19 protein-coding genes and 2 pseudogenes are annotated in these 18788 nt (G+C 69.1%); 8 read left to right on the top strand and 13 right to left on the bottom strand.

The annotated features are described in order from the left end of the window. Positions 1-112: 112 nt before the first annotated feature. The gene (locus AB0C75_RS25640) at positions 113-1456 is read right to left on the bottom strand and encodes an APC family permease (protein ID WP_362894046.1); all 1344 of its coding nucleotides are present in this window, start codon (positions 1454-1456) and stop codon (positions 113-115) included. 87 nt (positions 1457-1543) lie between these two features. On the opposite strand from AB0C75_RS25640, the gene AB0C75_RS25635 reads away from it, so the two are divergent. Both AB0C75_RS25635 and ppgK read left to right on the top strand, forming a co-directional pair. Then, a complete protein-coding gene (locus tag AB0C75_RS25635; RefSeq protein WP_362894045.1) occupies positions 1544-2575 on the top strand; it encodes a 4-hydroxy-3-methylbut-2-enyl diphosphate reductase in 1032 nt (343 codons plus the stop codon). A gap of 82 nt (positions 2576-2657) precedes the next feature. Further along, a complete protein-coding gene (gene ppgK / locus AB0C75_RS25630) occupies positions 2658-3395 on the top strand; it encodes a polyphosphate--glucose phosphotransferase (RefSeq protein ID WP_362894044.1) in 738 nt (245 codons plus the stop codon). A gap of 14 nt (positions 3396-3409) precedes the next feature. On the opposite strand, the gene AB0C75_RS25625 is transcribed toward ppgK, so the two are convergent. Then, on the bottom strand, positions 3410-3883 hold the full coding sequence (locus tag AB0C75_RS25625; protein WP_362894144.1) for a DUF6542 domain-containing protein: 474 nt from the start codon (positions 3881-3883) through the stop codon (positions 3410-3412). 443 nt (positions 3884-4326) lie between these two features. On the opposite strand from AB0C75_RS25625, the gene ychF reads away from it, so the two are divergent. Both ychF and AB0C75_RS25615 read left to right on the top strand, forming a co-directional pair. Continuing rightward, positions 4327-5415, top strand: a complete 1089-nt coding sequence (gene ychF / locus AB0C75_RS25620) for a redox-regulated ATPase YchF (RefSeq protein WP_362894043.1) — start codon at positions 4327-4329, stop codon at positions 5413-5415. Beyond that, a pseudogene (locus tag AB0C75_RS25615) lies at positions 5415-5905 on the top strand (DUF2716 domain-containing protein). Before ychF ends, AB0C75_RS25615 begins: the two are co-directional and overlap by 1 nt. Positions 5906-6013: 108 nt before the next feature. Here the strand turns inward: AB0C75_RS25615 and AB0C75_RS25610 are convergent. From AB0C75_RS25610 to AB0C75_RS25595, 4 genes are all read right to left on the bottom strand, one after another. After that, complete coding sequence (locus AB0C75_RS25610) at positions 6014-6538, bottom strand: HAD domain-containing protein (protein WP_362894042.1); 525 nt, start codon at positions 6536-6538, stop codon at positions 6014-6016. A gap of 15 nt (positions 6539-6553) precedes the next feature. Further along, positions 6554-7246: a methyltransferase domain-containing protein gene (locus tag AB0C75_RS25605; protein WP_362894041.1), complete on the bottom strand. Its 693-nt coding sequence runs from the start codon at positions 7244-7246 to the stop codon at positions 6554-6556. Then, a complete protein-coding gene (locus tag AB0C75_RS25600) occupies positions 7247-8158 on the bottom strand; it encodes an aminoglycoside phosphotransferase family protein (RefSeq protein ID WP_362894040.1) in 912 nt (303 codons plus the stop codon). Positions 8159-8236: 78 nt separating this feature from the next. Continuing rightward, on the bottom strand, positions 8237-8986 hold the full coding sequence (locus AB0C75_RS25595; protein WP_362894039.1) for a hypothetical protein: 750 nt from the start codon (positions 8984-8986) through the stop codon (positions 8237-8239). A gap of 203 nt (positions 8987-9189) precedes the next feature. On the opposite strand from AB0C75_RS25595, the gene AB0C75_RS25590 reads away from it, so the two are divergent. The 3 genes from AB0C75_RS25590 to AB0C75_RS25580 are packed head-to-tail and all read left to right on the top strand — an operon-like array spanning position 9190 to position 12851. Then, entirely contained in the window at positions 9190-10545 is a 1356-nt protein-coding gene (locus AB0C75_RS25590; protein WP_362894038.1) for a tetratricopeptide repeat protein, read from the top strand. Between the two features lies 1 nt (position 10546). Next, positions 10547-11086, top strand: coding sequence for an NUDIX domain-containing protein (locus tag AB0C75_RS25585; RefSeq protein ID WP_362894037.1), 540 nt, complete (start codon positions 10547-10549; stop codon positions 11084-11086). A 49-nt stretch (positions 11087-11135) separates the two neighbouring features. Then, positions 11136-12851, top strand: coding sequence for an AAA family ATPase (locus tag AB0C75_RS25580; RefSeq protein WP_362894036.1), 1716 nt, complete (start codon positions 11136-11138; stop codon positions 12849-12851). 328 nt (positions 12852-13179) lie between these two features. On the opposite strand, the pseudogene AB0C75_RS25575 reads toward AB0C75_RS25580, so the two are convergent. Further along, positions 13180-13329 (bottom strand): annotated as a pseudogene (locus tag AB0C75_RS25575) (DNA-binding protein); the annotation flags it as partial. Positions 13330-13544: 215 nt separating this feature from the next. On the opposite strand from AB0C75_RS25575, the gene AB0C75_RS25570 reads away from it, so the two are divergent. After that, on the top strand, positions 13545-13832 hold the full coding sequence (locus AB0C75_RS25570) for a KGG domain-containing protein (protein ID WP_362894035.1): 288 nt from the start codon (positions 13545-13547) through the stop codon (positions 13830-13832). A gap of 136 nt (positions 13833-13968) precedes the next feature. Here AB0C75_RS25570 and AB0C75_RS25565 read toward each other — a convergent pair whose 3' ends face one another. The 6 genes from AB0C75_RS25565 to AB0C75_RS25540 form a co-directional block, all read right to left on the bottom strand. Continuing rightward, on the bottom strand, positions 13969-14559 hold the full coding sequence (locus AB0C75_RS25565; RefSeq protein ID WP_362894143.1) for a DUF6000 family protein: 591 nt from the start codon (positions 14557-14559) through the stop codon (positions 13969-13971). After that, positions 14505-14651, bottom strand: a complete 147-nt coding sequence (locus AB0C75_RS25560; protein ID WP_362894142.1) for a hypothetical protein — start codon at positions 14649-14651, stop codon at positions 14505-14507. Before AB0C75_RS25560 ends, AB0C75_RS25565 begins: the two co-directional genes overlap by 55 nt. Positions 14652-14897: 246 nt before the next feature. Then, positions 14898-15434, bottom strand: coding sequence for an ester cyclase (locus AB0C75_RS25555; RefSeq protein WP_362894034.1), 537 nt, complete (start codon positions 15432-15434; stop codon positions 14898-14900). A 217-nt stretch (positions 15435-15651) separates the two neighbouring features. After that, positions 15652-16521: an SDR family NAD(P)-dependent oxidoreductase gene (locus AB0C75_RS25550; RefSeq protein WP_362894033.1), complete on the bottom strand. Its 870-nt coding sequence runs from the start codon at positions 16519-16521 to the stop codon at positions 15652-15654. Beyond that, complete coding sequence (locus tag AB0C75_RS25545) at positions 16518-17648, bottom strand: hypothetical protein (RefSeq protein WP_362894032.1); 1131 nt, start codon at positions 17646-17648, stop codon at positions 16518-16520. The genes AB0C75_RS25550 and AB0C75_RS25545 overlap by 4 nt, the downstream gene beginning before the upstream one ends. Positions 17649-17764: 116 nt before the next feature. Then, entirely contained in the window at positions 17765-18778 is a 1014-nt protein-coding gene (locus AB0C75_RS25540) for an AraC family transcriptional regulator (RefSeq protein ID WP_362894031.1), read from the bottom strand. Positions 18779-18788: the final 10 nt, after the last annotated feature.

Genomic DNA, 18788 nt, shown 5'->3' with positions numbered 1-18788 from the left:
GCCGACCGCTGACGTGCCGACCGCCGACGTGCCGGCCGCAGCTCGCAGCCCGCGGCTCGTTCCGGCCGCGCGGCCGGCAGCCGGCCGACCGCGGCCCGCCACGCGTTCCGGATCACCTGGCCCGCCGCCCCCACTGCACCGCGAACACCACCAGCCCCACGCCCAGCCAGCACACACCCACCAGCTGGGCGCTCGTCGTCGCCTCCACGATCACCGCGATCAGCACGCCCGCGCCCACCACCGGCATCAGCACATGACGCCACCAGCTCGGCGGGCCCTCCATCCGGCGTACGGCGAACCACCCCACCACCGACGCGTGCAGCAGTACGAACGCGGTGAGCGCGCCGACGTCCACCACCGACACCAGATGGTCGAGACCGTCGTCGCGCCTGGCCGCCCACACCGCCGCCACCAGCGACAGCAACGCGGCCCCCGCGATGGCCACGCGCGGCACCCCGGACTTGGCGTCGACCCGGGACAGGACCGACGGCAGCCGGCGCTCCCTGGCCATCGCGAAGACCAGCCGGCCCGCCGCCGCCTGCCCGGCCAGCGCCGCGAACGCCGCACCGATCGCCTTGCTGACGGCCACCAGGTCGTGCAGCCAGGTCCCCACCGACGAGTCCACCGCGTCGTAGAAGGCCGACCCCTGCTTCACCGGATTTGCCGCCAGCTCCGCCGAAGTCATCGGTTCCAGCAGAGCCGCGAGGTACGACTGGACCACGAACAGCACCCCGGCGAGCACCAGGCAGAACAGCACCGCCCGTGCCACCTTCGCCGAACCCCCCGTCACCTCCTCCGCGAACGACGCGATCGCGTCGAAGCCCAGATAGGACAGCACCGCGACGGACACGGCCCCCAGCACCGCCGTCATCGAGAACCCGGAGTCCCCGGTGAGCGGCGTCAGCCAGCCGCGCTCCGACCCGTCCCTGGCGAGCACCACCACCGCGGACACCACGAACACCAGCAGCACCACGATCTCCATCGCGAGCACCGCGAAGCCCACCCGGGCCGCGGCCCGTACGCCCCACAGGTTGAGCAGGGTCGTCACGACGACCGCGATCGCCGTCCACACCCACCGCGACACCTCGGGGACCAGCGCGTTCATCGCGATCCCGGAGAAGAGATAGGCGACGGCCGGGATGAGCAGGTAGTCGAGCATCGCCATCCAGCCGGCGATGAACCCCGGCCCCTCCCCGAGCCCCTTTCGGGCGTACGTGAAGACCGATCCGGCGAACGGGGCCACATGAACCATCTGGGCGTAACTGAACGCGGTGAAGGCCATCACCACGGTCGCCACGAGATACACCAGCGCCACGGCCCCGTCGGACTTGGCGTCCAGCGTGCCGAAGACGCCGACCGGGGCCATCGGTGCGATGAACAGCAGCCCGTAGACCACCAGGTCCCGGAACCCGAGTGTGCGCCGCAGCTTCCCCTCTTCTGTGCCGCTGCCCGCCATGAACCCTCCGTCGCTGGTTTGCGTAGGCATCAGTCTCGCGACCCCACCGGCCCGGCGCCTGTTCGGTACGGCCTTACGATGGGACGCATGACTGCTACGCCCAGCCCGTCACCCGCCGCCGCCCCGAGTGGAGGCGCTACGCGCCGCAGTAGCGCCCGCCGTGTCCTGCTCGCCGCGCCCCGTGGCTACTGCGCGGGTGTGGACCGCGCCGTGATCGCCGTCGAGAAAGCACTGGAGCAGTACGGTGCTCCGGTCTACGTCCGGCACGAGATCGTGCACAACAAGTACGTCGTGCAGACCCTGGAGAAGAAGGGCGCGATCTTCGTCGACGTGACCGCGGAGGTGCCCGAGGGCTCCATCGTGATGTTCTCCGCGCACGGGGTCGCCCCGACCGTCCACGCGGAGGCCGCCGAGCGCAAGCTCGCCACGATCGACGCGACCTGCCCGCTGGTCACCAAGGTCCACAAGGAAGCCGTCCGGTACGCCAAGGAGGACTACGACATCCTCCTGATCGGCCACGAGGGCCACGAGGAAGTCATCGGCACGAGCGGTGAGGCGCCCGAGCACATCACGCTGGTGGACGGCCCCGAGGACGTGGCGAACGTCGAGGTCCGCGACGACTCGAAGGTCGTCTGGCTGTCCCAGACCACGCTCTCCGTGGACGAGACGATGGAGACCGTCGGCGCGCTCAAGCAGAAGTTCCCGAACCTCCTCTCCCCGCCGAGCGACGACATCTGCTACGCCACGCAGAACCGCCAGGTCGCGGTGAAGAAGCTGGCCGAGGACGCCGAGCTGGTCATCGTCGTCGGCTCGAAGAACTCCTCCAACTCGATCCGTATGGTCGAGGTCGCCCTGGACGCGGGCGCGCCCGCCGCCCACCTGGTGGACTCCGCCGACGAGATCGACGAGGCCTGGCTGGAGGGCGTCACCACGGTCGGCCTCACCTCGGGCGCCTCGGTGCCCGACGTCCTGGTCGACGGCGTGCTGGAGTGGCTGGGCGAGCGGGACTACGCGGACGTGGAGACGGTGAAGACCGCGGACGAGTCGATCACCTTCTCGCTGCCCAAGGAGCTCAGGCGCGACCTGCGTGCCGAGGCCGCCGCACTGGCAGCGGAGTGACACCGACCACGGGGTGACCGGTCGCTCACCGGATCGCCCGTCCGGGGAGTGATCCTCGCCACCTGCCCGTACCGTGGATCGCATGGAGATCTTCGGTGTGGACATCGGCGGTTCAGGGATCAAGGGCGCGCCCGTGGACCTGGACCGCGGAGAGCTGGCGCAGGAGCGCCACAAGGTACTGACACCTCACCCGGCCACGCCCAGGAGCGTGGCCGACGGTGTGGCCGAGGTCGTCGGCCATTTCGACTGGCAGGGGCCGGTCGGCATCACGTTCCCCGGAGTCGTCACGGGCGGTATCACCAGGACCGCGGCGAACGTGGACAAGAAGTGGATCGACACGGACGCACGGGAGCTGCTCAGCGACCGCATCGGGCAGCACGTCACGATCCTCAACGACGCCGACGCTGCCGGTATCGCCGAGATGACCTTCGGCGCGGGCCGGGACCGCAAGGGCACCGTGATCATGCTGACGCTGGGTACGGGCATCGGCAGCGCGGTCTTCATCGACGGGCAACTGGTCCCCAACACCGAGCTCGGCCACCTGGAGCTGCACGGCCACGACGCGGAGAAGCGCGCCTCCACGAAGGCCAAGGAGGACGAGGACCTGAGCTGGCAGCACTGGGCGCACCGGGTGCAGAAGTACCTGGTCCACGTGGAGATGCTGTTCTCGCCCGAGCTCTTCATCATCGGCGGGGGCGTGAGCCGTAAGTCCGAGAAGTTCCTGCCGCTCATCGAACACGTACGGGCCGAGATGATCCCGGCCCAGCTGCAGAACAACGCGGGCATCGTCGGCGCGGCCATGGCGGCCGCGGGCAAGTAGCCCGAGAGGTCCCGCTACGCGCGGGGGCGGCGGGCGGCCCGTTCGGTCCGGTCGCGCGGGTCCGTCCTGTCGACCCGGTCGGTCCTGTGCAGGTGCCGCTGCCGCTCCCGCATGTGCCGGACCTTGCGTACGGAGGCGATGAGGCCCGCGATGAGCGTGCCGCCGTACAGCCAGCCGGCATGGACGGCGAGGGCGGTCACGACGGCCATCGTCTGCCCGCCGATGCCCCCCGCGCCCCCGGCGACGGGCACCACGCCGACCGCGAAGGCGATGGGCACGATGATCGGGGCGGTCACCAGGTCGGCGGGCCGTACCCAGAGGCCGGTCAGGGCGCTGACGGGCAGGAACAGCAGCCCGTACACGACTTCCGAACCGCCGAACAGTAGCCGGTCCACGCAGGCCAGCAGGAACATGGTCAGTGCCGCGAAGAGCCCGGCGCCGATCCCGGTCAGCCGGGGGTTGGGGAATCTGCGCAGCGCCAGAACCACGGGCGCGACGCCGCCCGGCCGTGGACCTGGCCCGGGGCCCGTCGTCGGCGCCGGGGCGACCGCGACCGTCACCGGATAGCCGCCCGCAGCGGTGACCTCACCGAGGCCGCCGGGCGGGGCGGGCTTCACCTGAGAGGGCTGCGTCCGCTGCGGGGTACGTGTCCTGTGCTGCTCCACCCCGACAACCTAGGTCGCCGGGTGCGCTCTTTCGGGCGTTGGACACGCGCTTTGGGTGACCTTGGCGTTGCGTTCGATCACGCAGGAGTGAAACACGACTGTTCGGCCCTGACCCGGCTCCTCCTCGGCACCCGTGTCCGCACCGTGCTCCGCACCCGTGTTCCACACCCGTGACGGGCCGCCCGCCCCCGCCCGTAAACTGGAGAATCGGTCCACTCCCGGCCCGCCCGCACAGCCCCCTCTCCTCACTTCAGGAAGTCGCCAAAGTGTCGCTCACGATCGGAATCGTCGGTCTGCCGAATGTCGGCAAGTCGACCCTGTTCAACGCCCTGACCAAGAACGACGTGCTGGCGGCCAACTACCCGTTCGCCACCATCGAGCCGAACGTCGGCGTCGTGGGCGTCCCCGACCCCCGCCTGGACAAGCTCGCCGAGATCTTCAGCTCGCAGAAGCTGCTCCCCGCCACGGTCGACTTCGTCGACATCGCGGGCATCGTGCGGGGCGCGAGCGAGGGCGAGGGCCTGGGCAACAAGTTCCTCGCGAACATCCGCGAGTCCGATGCGATCTGCCAGGTCATCCGGGCCTTCAAGGACGAGAACGTCGTCCACGTCGACGGCAAGGTCTCGCCCAAGGACGACATCGAGACGATCAACACCGAGCTGATCCTGGCCGACCTCCAGTCCGTCGAGAAGGCCGTCCCGCGCCTGACGAAGGAGGCCCGCCTCCAGAAGGAGAAGGCCGCGGTCCTCGCCGCCGTCGAGGAGGCCCAGAAGATCCTCGAAGCGGGCGACACCCTCTTCTCCCGGGGCATCACGGCCGGCACCGAGACGGGCCGCCTGCTCCACGAGCTGCACCTGCTCACGACGAAGCCCTTCCTCTACGTCTTCAACGTCGACGAGGACGAGCTGGTCGACGAGGACTTCAAGAACGCACAGCGCGCCCTGGTCGCCCCGGCCGAGGCCATCTTCCTCAACGCCAAGATCGAGTCCGAGCTGATCGAGCTCGACGACGACGAGGCCCTCGAACTCCTCCAGTCCATGGGCCAGGAAGAGCCCGGCCTCGCCACCCTCGGCCGTGTCGGCTTCGACACCCTGGGCCTCCAGACCTACCTCACGGCAGGCCCGAAGGAAGCTCGCGCCTGGACGATCAAGAAGGGCGCCACGGCCCCGGAGGCGGCCGGTGTGATCCACACCGACTTCCAGAAGGGCTTCATCAAGGCGGAGATCGTCTCCTTCGAGGACCTGGTCGAAACGGGCTCGGTGGCGGAGGCCCGCGCGAAGGGCAAGGCGCGCATGGAGGGCAAGGACTATGTGATGCAGGACGGCGACGTGGTGGAGTTCCGCTTCAACGTGTAATACGTTCGGCGAAAGGCCGTCTGACCTGCGGGGGAGCGGGTTGGGCGGCCTTTGCGGTCCTCACAAGTTGTTTCAAGTGGCGAGCCGCCAAGGAGCTCGGCACGTCGGTTACCTGGAGCCTTGCCGCGCTGGACAACGATCCTGAATACGAGCGTTTGGACCGCCTGGTCGAGGTGGTCGAGCAGGGGCTGACTTCCTGCATTGGTCCGAGCGGAACGCTGTTCGCGCTCGACTGGCAGCACACGTCGTATCGCTTCGCACCGCAGGACGTCGGTGGCCCTGGGCAGCTGGCCTGGCCTTGAGCCCGTACCCCGATGGGGAATTACTACATCACCTCTCGGAAGACTTTCGTACGGGCAGTTTTGGGCATCCCTGGGAAGAGTCCCTCTGTCTGTTCGGTCAGGAATTCCTCGACGCCGCATCCGCGGAGGTAGAGAAGCTTCTTGGCCAGCCGATCCGCAGGTCCGGCAGTGCAGCCGGCACCGCCTGAGTTGGGTCCCGACTCCACAGGCGCCCAGGCAGATCCCACAGCGCATCCTGATGCCCTCGCTGCTCGTGGCAGCGAGGGCATCAATCGTCAGGCGGCTCGGGTTGTGGGTCACTGCGCGACCCACTTCGTCACCTCGGTCAGATGCTCGGGCTGCAGCCCGAGATATGGGTCAGGCTGAACGATGAGGGTCGGCGTTCCCCGGGCGGTGCGCTCCGCCGCCCAGCCGTGGTCGAGGCTGGTGAAGTCGTCGTCGATCCAGACGGCGGGGGCGTCTGCCAGCCAGGTGTCGACGTGTTCGCGTTTCCAGAGGTAGCCGCCGGGGTGGCTGGTGGTGATCTGGGGGCGAGGCAGGTCGAGGTAAGGGAAGTCGGGCAGCCCCAGGAGGGGGCCGATGATCGTGGTGGCGTCCTTGCGCCAGCTCGTGCACCACACGGGGGTGACGAGTCCGCTGGTCAGGAGGTCGGTGAGAATGCGGCCCTGGCTTGGATCGAGCCAGATGGGCACGGGGTCGTCGGGGTGCCGGCCTGTGGGCAGGACGGTGTGGCGGACGTGAGTGGGCGGGGTGCTGCCGTCGGCGGCCGGGAACGGGATGAGGACGCCGTCGATGTCCAGGAGTAGGTAGGGCAGGGGCATCGTTGCCTCCGTCGGTCAGCGTTTGCGGGCGGTGATCAGGAGGGTGGTGGGCCATGGGTCGCGGCGCGGGTGCCGCAGCTCCACCGTCGAGGCGATGCGCAGGCCGGTCCGGGAGAGGTGGGCTCCCCAGCGGCGGGCGTCGAACTCCCATCGGGCTAGGGGCAGTCGGGTGCGGTCGGGCATGGTGACGTAGTCCTCGCGCGGACGGTCGTCCGTGGATGGATGTCTTCCGGCCCGTGCCGGGTGAGGGACGGAGAAGGCCAGGACACCGTCAGGCTTCAGGCGTCGGGAAACGGCGGTGAGGAGGAGCTCGGGGGCGACGAGGCCGACGGCACCGAAGACGGAGTAGATCGCGTCGAAGGTCCGGCCAGTGGTCTGCAAGTAGTGCAGTGCGTGACCGGCAGCAAACGTGGCGCCTTCGATGTGGCCATAGTGGGAGCGGGCGCGGCGTACCTGGAGGCCGACCAGGTCCACGCCGGTGACGCGGGCCTGGTGGTGCTTCGCGAGGTGGGCCACGTTGTGGCCGGGGCCGCAGCCCAGCTCCAGGACGCATTTGCCGGACAGGTGCCGTCCCAGGATCTCGGCGCCGGGACCGATGCCGACGTGGGTGCTCCATTCCATCCGGGCCGGTGCGGTGAGGGCGGGCGCGGGGGCGGCGGCTGTGCGCTGGGCTGCGTGGGCGTACCAGGGGGAGATCTGGGCGAGCACCTAGACCTCCAGGAGTTGGACCACGTCGTTGAGGTGGCGGCGGACGACGGGGATGTAGGCGGGGTCCTTGGCCGGGTCGTCGATCCAGCGGATGGCCTGCTCCATGAACCACTCCACGGCCCACATGCGGTGCCAGCCCAGGGCCCACGCCTCGGCGGCCAGGCCGCCCCGGGCGGCCAGGGCGTCCTCATGACCGCCTGCGGTGACGTACTGCTCCAGGAACACCCGCAGTCGGAAGGGGCTCGGCACGTCGGTGGTGCCGTGGTAGGAGGCGAGGTCGATCAGGCCGGGTCCGGTGAAGGCGCGGGCGAAGTCGAGGAGGTGCCAGCCGTTCTCCCCGATGTGGATGCTCGTGGGGTGGAACTCTGAGTGAACCCAGCCGAACGGGTCGAGCGTCGCACCCTGGACACGGGCCTCGGCCGCGGCGGAGATCTTCCTCAGAGCGGTCTCGATGTCGTCGCAGTCCGTCCAGCGGTCGGCCTTCCGCAGCCGCTGGAGGTGATCGAGGGTTCGGCCGGGCAGGGCCGCGAGGCTGGCCCCGTCGAGGAGGGGTAGACCGCCTGCCGGGCGGGCGGCGTGGAGCATGACGGCGGCGGCGACGCCGTCGAGGTCGTCGGCGTCCCGTACGGGGGTCCCGAGGTCGTCCATGAGCATCCCGAGCCACTTGTCCTGCATGGCGGTGGCGTGGAGGGCGGGGACCGGGAGCCCGCGCTGGTACGCCACTCGTAGGGCCTGGGCCTCGCGGTCGAAGGGCTCCTTGGCGTACTTGAAGACGGCCGTGGTGCCGTCGGGGAAGGTGACGCGCTCGACGCCGGACATGCCCCAGACGCGAATCTCGGTACGTTCGGGGAGGGGCTTGCCGACGAGGGTGCACAGGTCGTCCAGCAGGGTGGCGGACAGGCTCTGGTCCATGGGGGTCTCCAGGGGACTGGTGGGCTCCGGGGCGGGCGCGCGCGAGCTGGCCCGCCCCGGAGCCGTACTGGGGTGGGGTTACTCGGATGCGGTCACGCGGTGGGCGTAGACCTGCTCGATCCAGCCCGCCTTGAACTCCGCCAGGTCGTCACGGAAGTTGGCCATCGAGGCACCGTAGGGCGCGACGACGCCGCCGGACTGGTCCGGCACGGACTGGCAGCCGTGCACGAGCCGTCCGCCGAGCGCTGCGTGGGCCTTGATGGACTCGATCCGGCGGTGCTCGTTGAACCAGCCGCCGTGGTAGACCTCGTCGAGCACTCCGCCCGTCGCGTCGTCCAGGTCGAAGACGACGGACGTGGCGGCGGGAAAGAACCAGCACGGGCCGACGTTGGAGATGTGCCCGTCCAGCTCCACCTTGTTGAGCGCCATCAGCGTGGCCGCCTCGCGCAGCATGCGCAGGTGGTCAGCGGTGATCTGCGGGAGGCCGAGGCCGGCCAGGTGCTCCTCGCGGAAGAGGTACGAGTACACCCCGTACGCCGTTGCCAGGACGCGGGCCGCGTCCGAGGTGGACTCGCCGTGGTTCTTGATGAAGTCGAGGGCGAGCTGCTCGACCGCGCTCTCGGTCGTCTCATCCACGTCCATGAGCTGAGCCTTCACCAACTCCCAGTCGGCGACGAGCCAGGTGCTGGACTCGAAGCGGAAGAAGTACTCGGCCGGGTCGATGGTGATGCGCCGGCCGTCCACCTGGATGCCGGGCAGGCGGTTCCAGCGCGGGTCGAAGGCGTCCGGCAACTCGACCGTGATGGTCGCGGTGTCGATGGTGGTCACCGTTTCTCCGTCTCTGATCGTCCGGGCCAGGGGCACAGGAATGCCCGAGCCCGTTAGGGCGTACGGAACTTGGGAGCCGCCCGGTCCGCAATGCCGTGAGTTGAGCGGCTGTCGATAAGTGAACCGCCCGCTACGCAGAGTGGGTACGGTGTGACCGAGGCCAAGCGGTATACACGGTTTACGGATCCGGAGCGGAGGCGATCGTGCCGACACCGACCAGCGCGAACTCCCGCCTGCGCGACACGATCAACGCCACCGGGTGCACATACGACGCGCTCGCCAAGGACGTACGCCGCATCGCCGCCGAGAACGGCGAACTGCTCCAGACCAACAAGTCAGCCATCTCCCACTGGGTGGGCGGTGCCCGCACGCCGACCGGCCAGGCAGGCCAGTACCTCGCCGAAGCTCTCTCCCGGCGGCTGGGCCGCGTCGTCACCCGAACCGAGCTCGGCCTCCACTCACCCGAGACGGAGTCGCCACCAGAGACCGACCCCGTCACCGCGGTCACCGACCTCGGCCGCGCGGACGTCGAGCGCCGCCGCTTCCTCGCCATCGCCGCCTTCACCACGGCCGGCGTGGCCATGCCGCTCCTGCACGACCACGAAGCCACCTCGCGGATGCTCCGCGCCCGCACTGCCCGCTCCCTCGTCGGCAGCGACGACATCGACGTCGTACGACAGATCACGGCAGCCTTCAGCGCCGCCGACGAACGCCTCGGCGGCGGCCACGGCCTCACCACAGTCACCGCGTACCTCGCCGATACGGCAGCCCCCATGCTGCGCGGCCGCTTCCCCACAGAAGCCTTACGCCAGGCCGCCTTCGGCGCCGTCGCCGAACTCGCCTACCTCGCAGGGTGGAAGCACCACGACCTCGGCCAGGAAGGGGCCGCCCAGCGCTACTACCAGGTCGGCTACCAGCTCGCCTGCGAAGCCGACCCCCACGGCCACGCCGCATGGATGATGCGCGCCCTCGCCCACCAGTCCCTCAGCCTCAAGCAACCCCACCACTGCGTCGACCTCATCAAAGGAGCCCTCACCCGCGGCCTCGGCCACGTAGACGGCCAGACGGAAGCGCTCCTCCACATCACGCACGCCCGCGCTTATGCAGCCGTCGGCGAGAACCCGTTGGCCGCTCGTGCTCTCCTCGCCGCCGAAGACGCGCTCCTGCGCGAGGATGGGCCCCAGCCGAGCTTCTCCCGAGTCAGCGGCCCCGCCGCCGGCACCGTGGCCAGCCACACCGCCCGCACGCTGACCGACCTCGCCGACCACATCGGCACGGAACAGCAGCACCGTGACGCGCTCACCCGCTGGGACCCGGAGAAGTACAAGCGAGTCCACGCCCTCACCCACGCCGACCTCGGCGACAGCCTCGCCGCTCAGGCCCGCGCCGACGAAGCGGTCGCCGCCTGGACCCAGGCCCTGGTCCTCATGAAGGGCATGACCTCCGACCGCACCCGCAAGGCCATCACCTCGATCCGCTCGACGCTCGCGATCTACCAGCGCCGCCGCGTCCCCGGAGCCGCAGATCTCGCCCGCCGAGCCCGCGAAGCCCTCGCCTAACATGCCCAACAACCTGCCCGACGAAGGGAACCCCGTGGCTCAGCAGACCGACAACCGTCCCCCAGCCCTCAAGCCGGCGCTCGACTCGATGACGCTGCTGGTCGCGGCCGTCATCGTCCACGACAAGGCCACCAACCGCGTCGTCCTCCTCCAGCGCAGCGAGAACGCCAAGTTCGCCCAGGGGATGTGGGACCTCCCCGTCGGCAAGAGCGAACCAGGCGAACCCATCACCGAAACCGCGGTCCGTGAGCTCTACGAGGAAACGGGCCTCACGGTGAGGCCGGAGTCCCTCAAGGTCGCCCACATCATCCACGGAGCCTGGGGCGTTGAGTCCCCCAACGGCTTCCTCACCGTCGTCTTCGCCGCCAACGAATGGACCGGCGAACCCGAAAACCGCGAGCCCCGCAAGCACTCCCAAGTCCGCTGGGTCGACGCCGACGCCATCCCCGATGCCTTCGTCGGTACCACCGCCAGTGCCCTTCATCAGTACTTGGATGGCAGCTCTCAGGTATCACTTGACGGGTGGAACCAGGCTGCATAGCCCATGCGGGCGAATCCTGTATCAACCGACGACAGCAGGGGAGACCTGGGTGCCGGGGCCGTCCATACCACAGCGTTCGATCAAGAAGTGCGAGCAGGCGTGGCTCCAAGGGGTGGCGCAGTTGAGGCTTGGGAATCGGGCCGCTGCGGCTGAGTCCTTTCACGCGGCCGTCGCGCACAACCCGCTTGCCGCCGATGCCTGGCTGGGACTTCACGCCACGGGGCAGCTCCAGGGCCAGGCGATCGAGGCCATGCACGGCCAGGCTCAGTCCTTCGGCGCCATGCGCACGAAGCTCCAGGCCCCGCTGTCCTCTCGGTTCCAGATCGGGGGCTACGTGACCTTCCGTCTGGAGACGCCCCGCGACCTGTGGCTCGCGAGGGCGGCGAAGCTCTTGGACGACGGCCTACTCGATCAAGCATGGAACATGCTGTCCCACGCAGTGCTCGACTGCGACGAGACCCGCTTCGTCTGCGCACGCTACGCCGTCCTGAAGAAAGACTGGCCACTCCTTCTGACATTCGCCGAGGGAATCCGGGACTCCTTCCTACGGGATGAGTCGCAGCTTTGCGTTGCGGCCAGTCTCATCGCCCAAGGCGTATCCCATGAGGCGCTCAACGTGCTGAACCCGCTCCCGCATGCGCTTGCTGATAACGCCGGCTTTCTCGGGGAGATTGCTTATCTACGCGGCCGTGCATATGAGCAGATCGGCCGGGCCGAGGAAGCTCTGAAGCAGTTCCAGACAGCCTTCCGGTACAGCCCGACCTTGGGTGATGTGGCCCAGCGAGCGAAGGTGGTGGCCTCGCCTGCTGCGCGCGTGCCCGCCCAGGCTGTTGGGGCTGTGCGGGCAGAGAGTGACGACTCCTCCGATGTCACCTTGAGTGAGGGGGAGCGTTCGACGTTGTTGGACGAGGCGATGACCGAGCTGGACGAGATGGTTGGCCTCGCTCCGGTGAAACGCCAGGTGCGCAGCCTTTCGGCACAGCTGAGAATGGCGGCGGTGCGCAGAAATCAGGGCTTGGCTGCGGCTCCAGCTCCACAGCACTTGGTATTTGCCGGGCCGCCCGGTACAGGCAAGACCACGGTTGCCCGCGTCGTCGGCAAGGTCTTCGCCGGGCTCGGTCTGCTGGCCCAGGGCCACGTCGTCGAGGCCCAGCGCGTTGACCTGGTGGGACAGCACCTCGGAGAGACGGCGATCAAGACGTCTAAGATCATCGATGAGGCTCTGGGCGGCGTCCTCTTCATCGACGAGGCGTACGCACTGTCCAACACCGGGTACTCGGGCGGTGACGCCTTTGGTAAGGAAGCCTTGCAGGTGCTCCTCAAGCGAGCCGAGGACGACAGGCACCGTCTGGTTGTGGTCCTTGCCGGGTATCCGAACGAGATCGCCGAGCTCCTGTCGGTCAACCCGGGTCTCGCCTCCCGGTTCAATACGCGGGTGGACTTTCCCGCCTATTCAGCAGACGAACTTGTGCTGATCGCGGAGTCGTTCCTGCGATCGCAGGGGGACGCCCTTACTGATGAGGCTGCGGTTGCGCTGCGCACGTCATGTGAGCTCGCCGTCGCCAGCGGGTTGATCGACCGACTCGGCAACGGTCGCTTCGCGCGGGAATTCGCTCGGAAGGCTGCCGCGGAGCGGGATCTGCGGATCTACGACTTGCATGGCAGCTCCGGAGTCCCGTCGCAGGGCGAGGTCACCACGCTGCATGTGGGCGACGTCATGGATGCCTACCACGAGCTCACTCAAGACGTTCCGCTGAACCGGTGACTGAGCAGTCCCGGCTGTCCCGCAGTCCGCAGGTAGTCCGCAGGACACCCGAAAGTGACCGTCGGAGGTCAACGCAACCAAACGGCGAAAATGCAGGTCAGCGCCCTGCCGGGGCTCCGCCGCAGGTCAGGATCAGCCCGCAGACATTCCGCTTCAATGTGTAGCGACTGACATATCGCCACGTCACTGATCTGGCAAACATGCAGGTCAGGGAGGGTCCGACTCTTCGGGGTCGGGCCCTTGGTTTTTCCCGTTGTCGCCCTCGCGGATGCCTTCTACGAAGCAGCAGTCGATTAGCGGGTGGATTCAACCTGAGTAGGCGCTGTGGTCAGACGTCCTTGATCTGTACGCGGTCGCCGCACAGTTTCGACCAGTCGTCGCGGTCCGAGGTCAGTACGAGGACGGGGGCCGGGGAGCGGAGCGCCATCGAGGCGACGAGGGCGCCGATGGCGTACTTGTGGCCGTGCAGGTCGCCGGCGCGTCACCGAACAGTTCGCTCTGCGCGGCCTGGACTTCGGTCGTGACGCCTGTGCCTCGCGTGGCTGCTCCCGTACGTGGCGTGGCTGCTCCCGTACGTGCCTGTGCTCGGCCGCGCCCACCCGCGGATTCTCCTCGGCTGGTAGACCGAACGGGTTCCCCCTAACGTAGAAATTGCACGCAGATTATGACATCCACGGAAATGAGGAATGTGTCATGGCTGCCAGCAACAACTTCGCCGACGACCCTGACGCCGCGCGCGAAGCGAGTCACAAGGGCAACAATTTCGCCGACAACCCCAAGGCGGCGCGTGAAGCCGGCCGTAAGGGTGGCAAGCAGTCCCCGGGTGGTACGGAGGAGCACACTCCGCAGTACACGGGGAACTTCGCCGACGACCCCGCAGCCGCGCGCGAAGCGAGTCACAAGGGCAACAACTTCGCCGACAACCCCAAGGCCGCCCGCGAGGCCGGCCGCAAGGGGGGTAAGCAGTCCCCCGGGCAGTAGATCCGGGGTGGCGTAGGCCCTCGCACCACCAGCGTTCCCGCGACGCGGGAACGCTGCCGTGTGAGCGCCGTGGGTGAGCGGTGTGACATGGGCCCGGTGCGCTACAGGGCACGTAGCCGCATTCGGGCGACTGCGGCTACGGCCGGGTCCAGCCGTTGGCGAAGTCGCACTGGAGGTCGGTCCAGCGGCGCTGTTCGGCGGGAGTGTATGCGGGGGAGTCCTGGAGGTGCGCAAGGGCCTGGACCCATCGGTCCCAGAGGCCGTCAGGCTGGGTGAAGCGGTCGGCGTGGTCGGTGCCGAGGCGGGCGTCGAGGCGGAGGAGGGCGCCGAGGGCTGCGGGCTGGTCGTAGCGGAGCTCGGTGAGCGGGAGGTAATGGTCGAGGTAGGCGGTGAGGATCTCGGCGTCCGCGTGGGTGCCGAAGCGGGCCAGGGCGAAGCAGTAGGCGCTGCCGGAGAAACAGAACTCGCTGGCCATGAGCAGGTCGCCGATGCGTTCGCGGAACGTGGTGCGTCGGCCTACGCCGATCAGCCAGGCGGCGGTGAGGCGTGAGCGCCATTCGTAGCCGAGGAGGGCTTCCAGCTCGGCATCGGTGACCGTGGCCGAGTCATCGATGAGGTGATGGGCGAAACGTTCGGCGTGAGGCCACTCGGGCCGCAGGAACCGATCACTTCTCAGGACGAGGTAGCGCGCGTGGCCTGAGTCTTTCCTTGCCGCGTAGCGCTCGATGACGTAGCCGTAGCCGATTTCCTCGGGGTGCTGGTACGGCATCGGTCACTTCTCCAGGTACAGGTCGGCGGTGCGGTCGATGAGCCGGGCATCGCGCTCAGCACGCGGTGTCCGCAGCACGGGCAGGCAGGAGTTGCTCACTGCGCAGTTTCGTTGCAGGCCCCGCCCGTGTGCCACGGATTTTTCTGCCTCGGGACCCTCGGCCGGTCCGCAGCCGGTCCGCAGCCGTCCGCGTCTGTTGTGCGGTTGGCTTCACCCGCCCCGGGGGCCGGGCCACGGCCCGGGCGGCTACGGATCGAACAGTGCCTTCCCCGCCCGTGGCCGCCGGCTCGGGAGGCTCAGTAGATGTTGGCCTCCACCTGGGGGCCGTCCCCGTGTCCCGCGTTGATCTGCGCACGCAGCGCGATCTCGTCGTAGACCCGGACCTCCTTCACGATGCGGCCCTCCTGGATCAGGAACTGCGAGACACCGAGCACCGTGACCGGCCGGCCGGTGAGAGGGCCGAAGACCGGGGCGCCGTGGTAGGTGCCGTGCATGGTCCACAGGACGGCCACGCGCAGGCCCGCGTACCGCGGGGAGTGGTTCGTCTGGACGTCACGGACGGCGAACCGCGCGTCGGGGAAGGCGCCGACCATGGCGAGGAGATCGCTCTGGTAGCGCTCGGGGCGAATGACCGTGCGGTCGCCGATCGTGTGAAGGAACAGGTCGCGGTCCATGAAGTCGTTGACCCTGCGCAGTCGGCGTTGCGTCCACACCTCATTGATGAATTCGAGCGCTATTTTGCACTTGGGACGGAACTCGTCCGGACGCGCACCGCTGACTCCGGTGGCAGCGGACCTGGCCCACCGCGCGTGATCCACGACCCCGAGGCGCATGGGGAGCAGCATGTGGTCCTGCCGGTGGAACTCGTCCCGCGAGGCAACACGGGCCCGGCGCCGGCTGCGCCGAACCCGGCACCGCCGGCCACGACGCCACGCTGATATGTGACTCGACACCCTCGTGGCCCTGCCGGTGCTGACGAACCGCGAAGTCGCCCGCTGATCGGCTGAGCTGGACCAAGGGGCGCGAGCCCCTCACCTCTCGGCGGGCCGATCACCTCCCGCGTTCTGCCCTGCGGAGTTCACCGCTCTTCTTGAGCCTCCGCTGCGCACGGAGTCCCTGGGAAACGGCCAGGGGAACGGCGCGGAGGGCGAGTCGGGGGAGGGTGTCGGCGATGCGGCTCTGGAGCCCTCGCCATCGCGGGATGGTGGTGACCGGCCTGGGCGTGTCGAGGACGGCGGCCACCGCGGCGGCGACGGCCTCGGGCTGTAGCAGCTTTCCGGAGAAGGACAGAGCGGAGGCAGGGTCGTCGAGTTTGTCGTGGAGCATCGGGGTCCAGATGCCGTCCGGGCAGACGCAGGAGATGTCGATGTTCTTGATTCCTGCGAGGCGGAGGTCGGCGAGGGTGCTCAGGCTGAAGCCGATCGCCGCGTGCTTCGATGCCGCGTACACCGCCTCACCGGGCACGAGGGTGATGCCCGCCAGGGAGACGATGTTCACGACGTGGCCGCCGCCGTGGCGCCGCATGGCGTCGATGGCGGCGACGGTGCCGTTGAGGGTGCCCAGCGCGTTGACCTCCAGCATCAGCCTGCGGGTCTCGGGGGTCTGGTCCCAGGCGGGTCCGGTGGTCAGGAGGCCGGCGTTGTTGACCCAGACGTCGAGGCGGCCGGTCCGTTCGAGGATGTCGTCGCGGGCCGCGTCGACAGCGGCGTGGTCGCGCACATCCAGTACGCGGGCTACGGCGCCCTCGCCGAGTTCGGCTGCGGTCCTGTGGGCGGCGGCTTCGTCGACATCGGTGACCAGGACAGTGTGGCCGCGCTCGATCAGGACCCGGGCGATCAGCCGGCCGAGGCCGCCCCCGGCGCCGGTGACGACGGCTCCGGCGGGATTCCCCGCGGCGCCGACGCGGGTGCGCGGGCTCATCGAAGGCCCGCCTTGATCTGGCCGTAGGAGATGCCGCCGTGGGTGTAAGTGGGCACGACCGGCCAGAAACGCTTCCACGGCGCGAGTTCGGTGGAGGGCAGAATCTGCAGCCAGCGCGGGTCGCGTCGGCAGGGGTCGGCCAGCGTCTTCTCCTTGACCATGGAGTCGTACTGGTCCAGCGAGTCCTCAAGGGTGTTGGCGTTGGGGACGATCTCCCGGCCGAAGTTGCGGTGGTACTTGCGCACGCCGGGGATCCGGGACAGCTCGGGCTGCCAGTTGTCCAGGGAGATGCCGTTCTCCGACGAAACCCAGACGCCGTCCGGGGTGTTGACCACCAGCGAGTGGTTGCCGTCGGTGTGTCCGGGAGTCCAGAGCAGGGCGATGCCGGGGCCCAGTTCGATGTCGCCGTCGAAGGTCGCGAACTTGTCGGGGTCGACGCCGTCCAGACCGCCGTCGACGTACCAGGCCCACTGCATCGGGTGCAGCGACTGCAGGGTGGCCAGTTCGCGGCTGTGCACGAGCATCCGCGCGTCGCCGAACAGGGCCCGTCGCGGCCCGTCCTCCCCATCGATGGTCTGCGACGAGCCGAGGATCATCCTCGGGTCCTGCACATGGAGGTGGTCGAAGGTGCAGAAGTCGATGTCGTCGGCGCTCAGGCCGACCTTGGCCAGGACGTCGCCGGGTTCGTTGTAGTACTTCAGCACCACCCGCTCGGCCAGTCGGCCGCCGGGGATCCGGTTCATCAGCCCCTGCAGGTTGCGGTAGAAGGGCGCCTCGGCGGACCCGTCGGGGACGGTGGGCTCGAAGGCAAGCGTGCGGGGGGTGCCGTTGAAGTCGTCGTACTGCACGACGATCATCCGGTTGATCATGGAGATCAGAGGCAGCGTTGGCACCGAGACCGCACCGTGGAAGGCATAGGCGACCGGGTACGGCGCCGCCGCGATGTCCACGGACTTCACCGCCCTGACCTGGCCCTGCGCCTTGAACCGCACCTTGTACGCCGCCGCGGCCCCGCGGACCGCGCGCAGCCGGTCCCCGCGCGGCCACACGTCGTGAACACCGTCGAACTCGGGAATCGGGCGGGCTCCGATCCCGGCCAGGCCATCGGGCGCTTGCTTGTGCTGCATGATCCGTCACTCCTCGTCGAGTCGGGGCTCAGGCCGGTCAGCATGCCCCTCGGCGGCGCGCGGAACTTGTCCCAGCACGACAAGTTCCGGGTGCGGCGCGCCGGGCTCCGTACGGATCAGGTGCCACCCGCTCGCCGGAGCTCGCGCGGACTGACCCCGTACCAGCGGCGGACGGCGTGGGCCAGCGAGGACTGCTCCGCGAATCCCGTCAGCGCGGCGACCTGGCCGAGAGGCAGTTCCGTGCACGTGATCCACCGGTGCGCGGCCTCCCGCCGCACACCGCCCAGGAGGGCCTCGAACGAGGTCCCCTCCTCGGCCAGCCGACGCTGGAGGGTGCGGGGGTGGGTGCGCAGCAGGCGGGCCACGTTGTCCAGGCGGGGCGGGACCGTGCCGAGCGTTTCCGCCAGCGCGAGCCTGACCTTGGTGGCAACGGTGTTGCCCGGGGCGCGGAAGTCCAGGGTCAAGTGGTCGAGGGCGATCCGGCGGATCGCCTCGTCCGCGCTGACGAAGTGCTCGTCGAGGAGGTGTCGCTCGACGCACAGGGCTCCGGTGGCTGCTCCGAACCGCACGTCGCGGCCGAAGAAGTCGACGTAGCGCCGCACGGGCGACACGGGTGCGTGGGGCAGTTCGACCGAGCGCAGACCGGTGAGACCGCCGAGCAGCAGGGAGGCGACGCGGTGAAACAGGCCCAGTCCCAGCTCCATGGCCTGCGGCGAGTAGACGGACTCGCGCAGGTCCTTGCGGTACGTCACGGCGACCACCCCGCGGCGGCCCCGAGGATCGGGCGCGACGTCGATGTTCAGCGCAGGACTGTGCACGAACATGAACCGCGACGCGCAGTCCAGGGCCTCGGCGACCGTCGCGGAGGACTCGATCGCCACCGCCAGCGGCCCCAGGACGCTCAGGTCCTGACGCTCGGCCAGCCTCAGTCCGAGGTCGGGGCAGGCCAACTGCTCGGCCGCCGCGTCGAGCATCCGGTCGTGGGCGGTGATGGACACAAGTCCCTCGTCGGACTCCAGTGGCTCACGAGGGATGCCGAACCGGGTGAGCAGCGCGTCGGCGTCACCGCCCAGCTCCCGGACCAGCGGCACAAAGCCCCGCAGGCTGGCGGCACGGATCATGGGCCCCATGCACGACATG

The organism is Streptomyces sp. NPDC048565 (assembly GCF_040650935.1).
Lineage (GTDB): Bacteria > Actinomycetota > Actinomycetes > Streptomycetales > Streptomycetaceae > Streptomyces.
The sequence above is the reverse complement of the archived record's forward strand: the minus strand, read 5'-3'. Positions and strand labels throughout refer to the sequence as shown.